The organism is Pseudomonas akapageensis, from assembly GCF_011355085.1.
Classification (GTDB): domain Bacteria; phylum Pseudomonadota; class Gammaproteobacteria; order Pseudomonadales; family Pseudomonadaceae; genus Aquipseudomonas; species Aquipseudomonas akapageensis.
Map to the genome: position 1 here is coordinate 44,704 of NZ_VXCP01000050.1, position 10,977 is coordinate 55,680.

At 61.4% G+C, this 10,977-nt stretch carries 12 protein-coding genes; 7 read left to right on the forward strand and 5 right to left on the reverse strand.

Annotated elements, in window-relative coordinates; genetic code table 11:
• Positions 1 to 114 precede the first annotated feature (114 nt).
• The 6 genes from F2S13_RS25970 (at position 115) to F2S13_RS25995 (ending at position 6,282) form a co-directional block, all read left to right on the forward strand.
• Positions 115 to 594 carry an RNA polymerase sigma factor gene (locus tag F2S13_RS25970; RefSeq protein ID WP_246238006.1) on the forward strand — a complete coding sequence of 160 codons (480 nt, stop codon included), beginning with the start codon at positions 115 to 117 and terminating at the stop codon, positions 592 to 594.
• Positions 591 to 1,568, forward strand: a complete 978-nt coding sequence (locus tag F2S13_RS25975) for a FecR domain-containing protein (protein ID WP_166366300.1) — start codon at positions 591 to 593, stop codon at positions 1,566 to 1,568. The genes F2S13_RS25970 and F2S13_RS25975 overlap by 4 nt, the downstream gene beginning before the upstream one ends.
• Positions 1,569 to 1,783: 215 nt before the next feature.
• Positions 1,784 to 4,216: a TonB-dependent siderophore receptor gene (locus F2S13_RS25980; protein WP_166366302.1), complete on the forward strand. Its 2,433-nt coding sequence runs from the start codon at positions 1,784 to 1,786 to the stop codon at positions 4,214 to 4,216.
• Positions 4,217 to 4,280: 64 nt separating this feature from the next.
• Positions 4,281 to 5,414 (forward strand): PepSY-associated TM helix domain-containing protein, encoded by a 1,134-nt coding sequence (locus tag F2S13_RS25985; RefSeq protein WP_166366304.1) that lies wholly within the window; start codon positions 4,281 to 4,283, stop codon positions 5,412 to 5,414.
• Positions 5,411 to 5,614 carry a hypothetical protein gene (locus F2S13_RS25990; protein WP_166366306.1) on the forward strand — a complete coding sequence of 68 codons (204 nt, stop codon included), beginning with the start codon at positions 5,411 to 5,413 and terminating at the stop codon, positions 5,612 to 5,614. Before F2S13_RS25985 ends, F2S13_RS25990 begins: the two co-directional genes overlap by 4 nt.
• A 35-nt stretch (positions 5,615 to 5,649) precedes the next feature.
• The gene (locus tag F2S13_RS25995) at positions 5,650 to 6,282 is read left to right on the forward strand and encodes a glutathione S-transferase (protein WP_166366308.1); all 633 of its coding nucleotides are present in this window, start codon (positions 5,650 to 5,652) and stop codon (positions 6,280 to 6,282) included.
• Between the two features lie 7 nt (positions 6,283 to 6,289).
• Here the strand turns inward: F2S13_RS25995 and rloA2 are convergent, their stop codons facing one another.
• The gene (rloA2, locus tag F2S13_RS26000) at positions 6,290 to 6,790 is read right to left on the reverse strand and encodes a retropepsin-like aspartic peptidase RloA2 (protein ID WP_166366310.1); all 501 of its coding nucleotides are present in this window, start codon (positions 6,788 to 6,790) and stop codon (positions 6,290 to 6,292) included.
• Positions 6,791 to 6,985: 195 nt separating this feature from the next.
• Here rloA2 and F2S13_RS26005 point away from each other — a divergent pair, with 195 nt between their 5' ends.
• Entirely contained in the window at positions 6,986 to 7,876 is an 891-nt protein-coding gene (locus F2S13_RS26005; RefSeq protein WP_166366312.1) for an acyltransferase, read from the forward strand.
• On the opposite strand, the gene F2S13_RS26010 is transcribed toward F2S13_RS26005, so the two are convergent.
• The 4 genes from F2S13_RS26010 to F2S13_RS26025 form a co-directional block, all read right to left on the reverse strand.
• A complete protein-coding gene (locus F2S13_RS26010) occupies positions 7,873 to 8,475 on the reverse strand; it encodes a DUF2780 domain-containing protein (protein WP_166366314.1) in 603 nt (200 codons plus the stop codon). The genes F2S13_RS26005 and F2S13_RS26010 overlap by 4 nt on opposite strands.
• 182 nt (positions 8,476 to 8,657) lie before the next feature.
• Entirely contained in the window at positions 8,658 to 9,857 is a 1,200-nt protein-coding gene (gene fdhA, locus F2S13_RS26015; protein ID WP_166366316.1) for a formaldehyde dehydrogenase, glutathione-independent, read from the reverse strand.
• Between the two features lie 77 nt (positions 9,858 to 9,934).
• A complete protein-coding gene (purU, locus tag F2S13_RS26020) occupies positions 9,935 to 10,792 on the reverse strand; it encodes a formyltetrahydrofolate deformylase (protein WP_166366318.1) in 858 nt (285 codons plus the stop codon).
• Between the two features lie 29 nt (positions 10,793 to 10,821).
• Positions 10,822 to 10,977, reverse strand: a 156-nt coding sequence (locus F2S13_RS26025; protein ID WP_218584102.1) for a sarcosine oxidase subunit gamma family protein, incomplete at its 5' end; no start/stop codon positions are given.

Sequence of the window (10,977 nt, forward strand, 5' to 3'; positions counted from 1 at the left end):
TTGCGCAGAGTATCTGGCTCTGACACAATCGCGAATAATTCTCGTTAGTTATATTTTTCTTTTTCGGGGAAGTCCTTGTCGTCTGTCCAAAGCCCCCACAGCGAACTGGTCGGCATGCTCTATCGCGACCATCGCAGCTGGCTGCTCGCCTGGCTGCGGCGCAATATCGCCTGTCCGCAGCGCGCCGAGGACTTGAGCCAGGACACTTTCGTGCGTTTGCTCGGGCGTGATCAGCTCGCTACCCCTCGCGAACCTCGTGCGTTTCTGGTGGCCATTGCCAAGGGCTTGTTGTTCGACCATTTCCGCCGCACAGCACTGGAGCAGGCCTATCTGGCCGAACTGATGCTGATCCCGGAGGCCGAACAGCCCTCCCTGGAAGAACAATACCTGATCCTTGAAGACCTCAAAGCCATCGACCGCCTGCTCGGCAAGCTGTCGAGCAAGGCTCGCGCCGCATTCCTGTACAGTCGGCTGGATGGTCTGGCCCACGCCGAGATCGCCGAGCGCCTGGGCGTGTCGGTACCGCGTGCGCGCCAATACCTGGCCCAAGGCATGCGACAGTGCTATGTCGCACTCTACGGTGAGCCAACATGAGCCCGGTCGGTTCCAAGCCGGTTTCGGCCCGGGTACTCGATGCCGCCATTGCCTGGCAGCTGTGCCTGGACTGCGGCAATGGCAGCGAAATCGAGCGCGCCGAATTCCACAAATGGTACGCCGCCGATGAGGAGCACGCTCGCGCCTGGATGCAATTGGGCATGGTCGATCAACGTTTCAATGCTGCCGCAGGTCCGGCGCGCAAGTCCTTGCTGCAGTCCCGCGCAAGCCTGCGGCGGCAGGTTCGCCAGCTGGGCAGAGGCGTTGCCAGTGTGGTGCTGGTCGGTGGCCTGGCCTTGTTCCTGGGCCAGAACTACCTGCATGTGAATTACTGGCTCGCCGACCAGCGTACGGGCACCGGTGAACAGCGCATGATGCGCCTGGCCGATGGCACGTTGCTCAACCTCAATACCCACAGTGCGGTGGATGTGCGCTTCGATGACAAGCAACGCCTGATCGTGTTGCAGGAAGGTGAAATCTTCATCGAAACCGGGCACAAGGACGACCGACCTTTCATTGTCGCGACGTCCGATGGCCGCATGCGTGCACTTGGAACCCGCTTCCTGGTCAAACTCGAAGAAGACGGCACGCGCTTGAGCGTGCTGCAATCGGCGGTCGCAGCCCGGCCCGAGCACGACCAGGGCGAACAGATCCTGCGCGAAGGCCAGCAGGTGGTGATGCGCCAGGATGGCCTCGGCGCCACCCTCGCCGTGGCACCCGGAGCCGATGCCTGGACCCGCGGCATGCTGGTGGTCGACAACGCCCGCCTTGACGACCTGGTCCATGAGCTTGGACGGTATCGCAGCGGCTATCTGGGCGTCAGCCCGGAAGTTGCGGAGCTGCGTATCACCGGCAGTTTCCCGCTGACCAACACGGACCTGGCGCTCAAATCGTTGATGCCGACATTGCCGGTGCAGATCGAAGAGCACACGCCTTGGTGGGTGACTGTAGTAGCTCGTAACGACAAACCTTGAAGACCCTTCGGGTCTTATCGCGGGCAAGCCCGCTCCCACAGAGTTCATCACAACCTCTACTGGTGCTTTTGTGGGAGCTGGCTTGCCAGCGATCGACCGCACAGCGGTCGCCCATGCAATTCTAAATCTAAATTATTTTCGATAACCCCTATCACTTTTCGTTTTTCGCTCGGCACAGGGTCATTGAACAATTAATTTCTTCCTGGAGCCGTCGCATGTCCCGCCCATTCGAAACCCTTCTGCGCCCCAGCCTGATGGCTATGGCCATCGCCTTGGCCGTACCGCTGGCGAGCAGCCCGCTGATCGCCGCCGAAGCAGCCAGCAGCGTGCGCAGTTACGATCTTCCGGCGGGACCGTTGTCGACCACCCTCACGCAAATCGCCAGCCAGGCGGGCCTGGCCCTGAGCCTGGACCCAAGCCTGGCCAGCGGCCGCACCTCGGCACCGGTCAAGGGCCAGTTCGACGCCGCAGGCGCCCTGCGCGAAGCCTTGCGCGGTACTGGCCTGCAATTGCAGCAGAGCAGCGTCGGCAGCTACAGCCTGGTCGCGACGCCTGAAGGGGTAGTGGACTTGCCGGAAACGGCCGTAAACGCCAGCAGTGATTCGGAAAGCGCATGGGGACCGGTCACAGGCTACCTGGCCAACCGCACGGCAGCCGGCACCAAGACCGATACCGCCCTGGTCGAAGTACCCCGCTCGATCTCCATTGCCACGCGCGATCAGATGGACGATCGCGCCGTGCACAGCCTGGACGACGCGGTGCGCTATATGCCAGGTATCACTGCCAGCAGCTTCGGCAGTGACACACGCATCGACTGGCTGCGTGTGCGTGGCTTCGAACCGACCCAATTCCTGGACGGTCTGCCTCTGCCAAGGGGCGTGTACGCCAACCCGAAACCGGAAACCTGGAACCTGGACCGCGTCGCCCTGCTGCGTGGTCCGGCCTCGTCCCTCTATGGCCAGACCCCTCCCGGTGGCCTGCTCGATATGGTCAGCCGTCGCCCGAGCGCAGAGTCCAGCAACGAGATACAGCTGCAATACGGTAGCGACAATTTCCGCGAGATCAACTTCGCCAGCACCGGCAAAGTCGACGACCAGGGCCAGTTCCTCTACAGCCTCAGCGGCGTACTGCGAGATGGCGGCACCCAGATCGATCACATCGACGACAAACGCTACAACATCGCGCCCAGTCTGACCTGGAACATCGACCCCGATACCTCGCTGACCTTCCTCTCGCAATTCACCCGCGACGATACCGGTGTTACCAGCCAGTTTTACCCGATCCAGGGCACCAAGATCGACATGCCGTTCGGCAAGATCTCCCATCACAAGAACCTGGGCGACCCGAACTACGATTACTACGACCGCACCTACTACGCATTGGGCTACGCCTTTGAACACCGTTTCAACGATGTCTGGCAGTTCCGGCAGAACCTGCGTTACACCAAGTCGGACCTGGAATTTCAGCAAGTAACCGTGAACGCTTTCTTCCCCCCGTTCAGTGAAGTGGACAACCAGGGCAACACCGGCCGCAACACCACCAATGTCGACGAAGACATCAGCCAGTTCGCCGTGGACAACAACTTCCAGGGCGACTTTGCCACCGGCGATATCCAGCACACCCTGCTGCTCGGCCTGGATCACCAACGCATCAACACCAACTACACCTCGATCTTCGGCGGCGCCCCCGGCATCAACGTCAACAACCCGATCTATGGCTTGCCGATCACGCGTCCGCCACGCTCTACCGCGTTCTTCGATTACGACCAGAAAACCTACCAGACTGGCGTCTATGTCCAGGATCAGATGGCCCTCGACCAATGGCGCCTGACTCTGGGCGGGCGTGAAGACTGGGTGCATACCGGTACCAAGTACTTCAACAAGGGCGATGCCACCAATACCGAGCGCGACAAGAAGTTCTCCGGCAATGCCGCCATCAGCTACGTGTTCGAATCAGGGTTTGTCCCTTACTTGTCATATGCCCAATCCTTCCAGCCGGCTCTCAATGCCAGTGCCGAATTCGACAAGACATTCAAACCGACCGAAGGCGAGCAATGGGAACTGGGCATCAAGTACCAACCTCCGGGCAGCGACACATTGTTGAGCGCTGCGGTGTATGACCTCACCCAGAAAAACGTATCGGTCACCAACAATGTCGGCAACATCACGGTCACCAGCCAGACCGGTGAGGTGAAGGTCAAGGGCCTTGAGCTTGAAGCCGTTTCCGATGTCACCGAAAACCTGAAACTGATCGGCGCCGTCACCCTGGCCAAGTCCGAAGTGCAAGACGGCGCATTCAAAGGTAACCGCCTGCAACTGATGCCTGAAAAGCAAGCTTCGCTCTGGGCTGACTACACCTGGCACAGCGGCGTGCTGGACGGCTTTGGCATCGGCGCCGGCGCCCGCTACACCGGCGACACCTACGGCGACCAGGCCAACTCCTTCCTGGGCAAGGCCGACTCCTACACCGTGTTCGACGCTACCGTGCACTACGACCTGGGTCGCCTGGACAGCAGCCTCAAGGGCGCGTCGCTGCAGGTCAACGCCACCAACCTGTTGGACAAGGACTACATCTCCACCTGCGACGGTTTCTACTGCTACTACGGAGACCAGCGCAGCGTAGTCGCCAGCGCTACCTACCGCTGGTGATTGGCTGAGGCAATGAACCGAGCCGTCACTCGCTGACGGCTTTGGTATTTGTGAAGGGCAACAAATGAAAAGCTCAACCATCCGCCGCTGGTCCTTTATCCACACCTGGACCAGCCTGATCTGCACCCTGTTCTTGCTGATGCTGGCAGTGACCGGCTTGCCGCTGATCTTCCATCACGAGATCGATCACCTGCTCGGTAATGCGCCCAAATTCAAGGAAATGCCCGAGAATGCCGGCCGCCTGAACCCGCAGCAGCTGGTGCTCAGGGCCGAGGCCCATCGGCCTGGTGAAGTCGTACAGTACCTGGGCTGGGACGATGACGAACCCAATGGCGTACTGGCCATCATGGCAGCCACGGCCGGTACCGAGCCCAATAGCTCGCACACTTTCATGCTCGACGCTCGCACCGGCGACCCCATCGAGACGCCATCGGCCAACGGCGGCTTCATGATGGTCATGCTGCGCCTGCACGTGGACATGTTCGCCGGGCTGCCGGGCAAGCTGCTGCTGGCCTTCATGGGCCTGCTGTTCGTGGTCGCGATCATTTCCGGCGTGGTGCTGTACGCACCCTTCATGCGCCGCCTGAAGTTCGCCACCGTGCGCAATGACAAGTCCACGCGCCTGCGCTGGCTCGACCTGCACAACCTGATCGGCATCGTCACTTTGAGCTGGGCGCTGGTGGTGGGTGTGACCGGCGTGATCAGCGCCTGCGCCGACCTGGTCATCGCCGCCTGGCGCAACGAAAGCCTGGCGGCGATGGTGGCGCCGTATCGCGATGCTCCGCAGCTGCAAACCCTGGCACCCACCAGAAACCTGCTGAATATCGCGGCCCGCGCCGCACCCGGTATGGAGCCGGACTTCGTCGCCTTCCCCGGTACCCGTTTCTCCAGCGAACACCATTACGCCGTGTTCATGAAAGGCAACACCCACCTGACTTCGCACCTGTGGACGCCGGTGTTGATCGACGCCCGTACGCTGAAGGTAACCGCCATCGGCGACCGCCCCTGGTACATGAATGCCATGGGCCTGTCGCAGCCGTTGCACTTCGGCGACTACGGTGGCCGACCGATGCAGATCCTTTGGGCCGTGCTCGATGTGCTGACCATCATCGTGCTCGGTAGCGGACTCTATTTGTGGTGGGTGCGGCGGCGGGCGCCGGCATCGGCGACCGCTGGCCAGACGGAGATGGCGCGATGACAAGGAAGAAGAAATCGACGTTCTGGCCGGTGTTTGGCTGGCCTGTGTTGATTGCCCTGCTCGGTGCGGGGGGATTGTTCGCGGCGCTGTTGGGCGATGGCTGGTGGGATGCGCTGGCGTGGATAGGGTTGGTGATGCCGACGGTGCTCAGTGTTCGGGGGTTGGCAGCGCGAAGCACTCGCAAATCTCAATGCGGCTGATTAGGCTAGGCGCTCACCATCAACGAGGGATCGCCATGTCCACCCCCAGCATGACCCTGTTCCACTCTCCCAGCTCTCCTTTCGTGCGCAAGGTGATGGTCCTGCTGCATGAAACCGGGCAACTGGACCGTGTCGCCACCAACACCGTCACCGTAAGTCCGGTCAGCCCCGACAGCGGCCTGAACCAGGACAACCCGGCCGGCAAGCTCCCGGCTCTGCGCCTGGCCGACGGCAGCGTCCTGCATGACAGCCGGGTGATCCTCGACTACCTGGACCACCAGCACACCGGCACGCCGCTGATCCCGCGTGAAGTCCCGGCACGCTGGCGGCGCCTGACCCTGGCCTCGCTGGCCGACGCCATCCTCGATGCCGCGGTGCTGATCCGCTACGAAACCTTCCTGCGCCCGGCAGAAAAACACTGGGACCTGTGGCTGGAAAACCAGCAGGAAAAGATCGAACGCACCCTGGCCTACCTTGAGCGAGACGGCATCAAGGAACTGAGTTCGAGCTTCGACATCGCCGCAATCAGTGTCGCCTGTGCATTGGGCTACCTGGACTTCCGCATGCCCACTCTGGGTTGGCGCGCCAGGCAGCCGCAATTGGCCCAATGGTATGCCGAGGTCAGTCAGCGTCCGTCGCTCAAGGCTACCGAGCCGCCGACTGCCTGAGGCGCTATCAGCAGTTGGGTTTGCCAGCGGTGAAACGCCGGGCCGGGTTCACCGCCGCACCAAACTCACGCAAGGCCCTGGCGCCGATCAGCAGCGGGTAGTTGAAGTTGCTGCGGTCGGCCAGGTTGACCTCTATGGTGCGCTGGATGCCGCCCAGGCACATATCCAGCTCGATCACCGGGCGTTTGGCGACGTTGGGGCTTACGCTTTCTTCATCTTCGTCGGCACGGGATTTGATCTTGCTGATTCGCGCGACCTGATGCTCGTAGACCTTGCCGTCGCCGTCCTTGGTCGCCAGGCGGAAACGCACCCAGTCCTGACCGTCACGGGTGAACTGCTCGATGTCCTTGGCCGACAACGAGGCGGTCAAGGCACCGGTGTCCATCTTGGCCGTCAGGACTTTGCCGATTTCCGAAACCCCGATGTATTCATAGCGCCCATAGACGGTTGGCTCAGCTGCCATGACCGGCAGGGCCAGCAGGGTTAACAGCGCAAGAACGGATTTCACGTGGTGATTACCTCAGGTTGAAATTAAAGCGCCCGACGTTAGACCGTCTGTCGTCGAATGGTTCGGCACTGCAATATAACGGAAGCCAAGCTTAGCCAACATCTGGTCAAACATTCGTTACGCGGGCCGGCGATTTGGCGTAATGGCTCTGGCTGCTTATCATGGCCGGCTTTCACGTTTTCCAAGAGTCGTCTTATGCGCCGCCTGCTCACCGGCTGTTTCGTTACCCTGCTGTTCCTGCTCAACACCCTGGTGTTGATCGGCCCCTTGATGGTCTTCGCCCTGCTCAAGCTGGTCTTGAAAGGCCGAAATCGTGACCGTGCCTCCGCCGCCGTGATGTGGATCGCCGAAACCTGGGCCGAAATCGTCAAGCTGATTTTCGCCCTGTGCCTGCCGACCCAATGGGAGGTGCGCGGCGCCGCCACCCTGAGTCAGGACACCTCCTACCTGGTGGTCAGCAACCATCAATCCTGGGTCGATATCCCGGCACTGATCCAGGCACTCAATCGACGCACACCATTTTTCAAATTCTTCCTGAAGAAAGAGCTGATCTGGGTGCCCTTCCTGGGCCTGGCCTGGTGGGCACTCGACTATCCCTTCATGAAGCGCTACAGCAAGGCCTTCCTGGACAAGCACCCGCACCTCAAGGGCCATGATCTGGAAATCACCCGGGCCGCCTGCGAGCTGTTCAAACGCCAGCCGGTGACCGTGGTCAATTACCTGGAGGGCACGCGCTTCACTGAAGCCAAGCATGCCGCGCAGCGCTCGCCCTTTCGCCACCTGCTCCTACCCAAGGCAGGCGGCGTTGCCTTTGTACTGGCCGCCCTGGGCGAACAACTGGACGCATTGCTCGATGTCACCGTGGCCTACCCCGGCGACAAGGCGCCTGGCTTCTGGGAACTGCTCAGCGGGCAAGTGCCGAAAGTGATCATCGACATTCAGCTGCGTGAACTCGATCCGGCATTGTGGGCAGGGGATTACGAGAACGATCCGGCCTTTCGCCAGACCGTCCAGAACTGGGTCAACCAGCTCTGGATGGAAAAGGACCAACGCATCGACGCCTTGCGCGCCGAGCTCAAGGGTTAACTGTCGGTATCGGTGTCGGTATTGGTTGCGGCTACGCCCCAGGCCGTGCCCAGGCTCTGCAACAGCGAACCGGCGACACCCTGCTGCCCGAGGAATTGCAGCACTACCGGGGCAAACAGGCCGACCATCCCGGTGTCCATGCCCAGGGCGCTGAAGGCGTTATTCAGGTCGTTGGTGTTCTTCACATTGCCCAGGGCGTTATCCAGCACGGACTGGCTCCCGGTGCCGGTGCCATTGGGATTGCCCAGCAAGCTGCCCAGGCCACCCAGGCTCCCCAGTGCGCTGACACCCGAGAGCAGGTCCAGCCCCGGCACCGACTTGCTCAGTTCGGCGTAGTCGGTCGGGCTCAACTGATTCCGGGCCAGGCCCAGCAAGGCGCCGGTGCCGCCGATGGCCTGTTCGGGGGTAATTTTCAGCTCGGTGCCCAGGGTATTGAGCAGGCCAGTGGCCGGGGCCACGGCTGTGGTTTGACCGTTGTTCTGGTTGCCGCCCTGCATGGCCGCGACCGCATTGGCCGCATCGCCCAGGTTAAAGGCAAACACCGGGCTCGCGGCCAGGGTCATCAGCGTCGCCAGTGCAAAACCGCGGGTAATCTTCATTGAAACGACCTCATGAGCCATAAAGACGCCCGAGTGTGGGCGCAAAGCAGGCGTTTGACTGAGAATTCGGATGATTGTTCCGTGTACTGGTGGCAAGGGCTCCCACCGTGAGCAAGCTTACTTGGCATCAATAAAAACGCCCCGCTGTTTTACCAGCGAGGCGTTCTGACAAGCACGGATCTTTAGGCCGCGCTGAACATCTTGTGCGGATCAATCACAAACTTCTTCGGCACCCCAGCATCAAACTCGCCATACCCTTCCGGCGCCTGATCCAGGCTGATTACCTGCACACCCACCACTTCAGCAATATTGATCCGGTCCCACATGATCGCCTGCATCAGTGCGCGGTTGTATTTCATGACCGGCGTCTGGCCAGTGTGGAAGCTGTGGGACTTGGCCCAGCCCAGGCCAAAGCGAATGCTCAGGCTGCCCATTTTCGCAGCAGCATCGACAGCGCCCGGGTCTTCGGTCACGTAGAGGCCAGGGATACCGATCTTGCCGGCAACACGCACCACACCCATAAGCGAGTTGAGCACGGTAGCCGGGGCTTCGTGTTTGGCGCCGGCGTGGCCATGACCGCGGGCTTCGAAGCCTACGGCATCGACGGCGCAATCCACTTCCGGCTCGCCCAGCAATGCGGCGATCTGTTCGTGCAGCGGGGTGTCCTGGGACAGGTCGGCGATTTCGAAGCCCTGGGCCTTGGCGTGGGCCAGGCGGACCGGGTTGACGTCACCGACGATGACCACGGCGGCACCGAGCAGGCGCGCCGAGGCGGCGGCTGCCAGGCCGACCGGGCCGGCACCGGCGATGTAGACCGAGCTGCCCGGGCCGACGCCGGCGGTGACTGCGCCGTGATAGCCGGTGGGGAGGATGTCGGAGAGGCAGGTCAGGTCGCGGATTTTCTCCATGGCCTTGTCGCGGTCCGGCAGTTTCAGCAGGTTGAAGTCGGCGTATGGCACCAGTACATATTCGGCCTGGCCGCCGGTCCAGTCGCCCATGTCCACGTATCCGTAGGCACCACCGGCACGGGCAGGGTTTACGGTCAGGCAGACACCGGTGTGTTGCTCCTTGCACGAACGGCAACGGCCGCACGCGACGTTGAATGGCACCGACACCAGGTCGCCGATTTTCAGGTTTTCGACATCGCTGCCCTTCTCGATCACTTCACCGGTGATCTCGTGACCCAGCACCAGGCCGACTTGAGCGGTGGTACGGCCGCGTACCATGTGTTGGTCCGAGCCGCAGATGTTGGTAGAGACCACGCGCAGGATGACACCGTGCTCGATTTTCCGGCCACGCGGGTCCTGCATTTTGGGATAGTCAATCTTCTGGACTTCGACCTTGCCGTTGCCGAGATACACCACACCACGATTACCAGACATGCTTTAACCTCGCTGTTGTTTTTATGTAGCGGTGTGCCCGGGAGCGGCCAAAGCTCCCCCCCGGGCAAGGAGTTGCATTACAAAACGACGGTACGGTTAGCGTTGAGGAACACCCGGCGCTCGATGTGGTAGCCCACCGCGCGCGCCAGGGTCAGGCATTCGATATCCCGGCCCCTGGCAATCAGGTCTTCGGGATAGTGACTGTGATCGACCGCTTCGACGCCCTGGGCAATGATCGGGCCTTCGTCGAGGTCGTTGTTGATGTAGTGCGCGGTGGCGCCTACCAGTTTCACGCCCTTGTTGTATGCCTGGTGATAGGGCTTGGCACCCTTGAAACCCGGCAGCAGGGAGTGGTGGATATTGATCGCCCAGCCATCGAGCTTGCGGCACAGTTCCGGCGACAGCACTTGCATGTAGCGGGCAAGGATCACCAGTTCCGCACCGGACGACTCGATCACCTCCAGCACCTTGCGCTCTTGCGCCGGCTTGTCATGGGGGTCGAGCGGAAAATGGTGGTACGGGATCTCGTGCCAGCGGGCCAGGGGTTCCAGGTCCGGGTGGTTGGAGATCACCGCGGCCACGTCCATGGACAGCTGGCCGATGCGCTGACGATAGAGCAGGTCGTTCAGGCAGTGATCGGCCTTGGAGACCATGATCACCACTTTCGGCCGGTACTTGGGCGCTGTCAGTTCGAACAGCATGCCGAAGACATCGCTGCGTTCGGTCAGGCCGGCGCGGAAGGTCGCTTCATCAAAGCCATCGGGCTGGCGAAACTCGACCCGGATAAAGAAGCGTCCGGACAGCCGGTCATCGAACGAATGGTGTTCGGTGACGTAGCAGCCTTGCTCGTACAGGTAGCGTGTCACCACGTCCACCGTACCCAGCAGGCTCGGGCAATCGGCAGTCAGAATCCATGTATCCGGGGCGCGACTCATAATTGAAGCTCCAGTTCGCCAGTCGAAGGTTAAGCCTGAATGCTCAGCCCGTATTCCGCCGCTGCATCCTGCAGCCACAGCCACCAGTAGTCGGAGAAGCTGCGACGGATCAGCAGTTCCCAGGTTTCATCGCCGGTGCGGCGGATCACCAGTTGCGACTTGGCGAACACCGTGCCGACCGCCTT

Excerpts from the sequence above, each read along its gene's own strand:
- F2S13_RS25970 (WP_246238006.1), top strand. The coding sequence starts at position 115 with ATGCTCTATCGCGACCATCGCAGCTGGCTGCTCGCCTGGCTGCGGCGC.
- F2S13_RS25975 (WP_166366300.1), top strand. The coding sequence starts at position 591 with ATGAGCCCGGTCGGTTCCAAGCCGGTTTCGGCCCGGGTACTCGATGCC.
- F2S13_RS25980 (WP_166366302.1), top strand. The coding sequence starts at position 1,784 with ATGTCCCGCCCATTCGAAACCCTTCTGCGCCCCAGCCTGATGGCTATG.
- F2S13_RS25985 (WP_166366304.1), top strand. The coding sequence starts at position 4,281 with ATGAAAAGCTCAACCATCCGCCGCTGGTCCTTTATCCACACCTGGACC.
- F2S13_RS25990 (WP_166366306.1), top strand. The coding sequence starts at position 5,411 with ATGACAAGGAAGAAGAAATCGACGTTCTGGCCGGTGTTTGGCTGGCCT.
- F2S13_RS25995 (WP_166366308.1), top strand. The coding sequence starts at position 5,650 with ATGTCCACCCCCAGCATGACCCTGTTCCACTCTCCCAGCTCTCCTTTC.
- F2S13_RS26005 (WP_166366312.1), top strand. The coding sequence starts at position 6,986 with ATGCGCCGCCTGCTCACCGGCTGTTTCGTTACCCTGCTGTTCCTGCTC.
- F2S13_RS26010 (WP_166366314.1), bottom strand. The coding sequence starts at position 8,475 with ATGAAGATTACCCGCGGTTTTGCACTGGCGACGCTGATGACCCTGGCC.
- fdhA (WP_166366316.1), bottom strand. The coding sequence starts at position 9,857 with ATGTCTGGTAATCGTGGTGTGGTGTATCTCGGCAACGGCAAGGTCGAA.
- purU (WP_166366318.1), bottom strand. The coding sequence starts at position 10,792 with ATGAGTCGCGCCCCGGATACATGGATTCTGACTGCCGATTGCCCGAGC.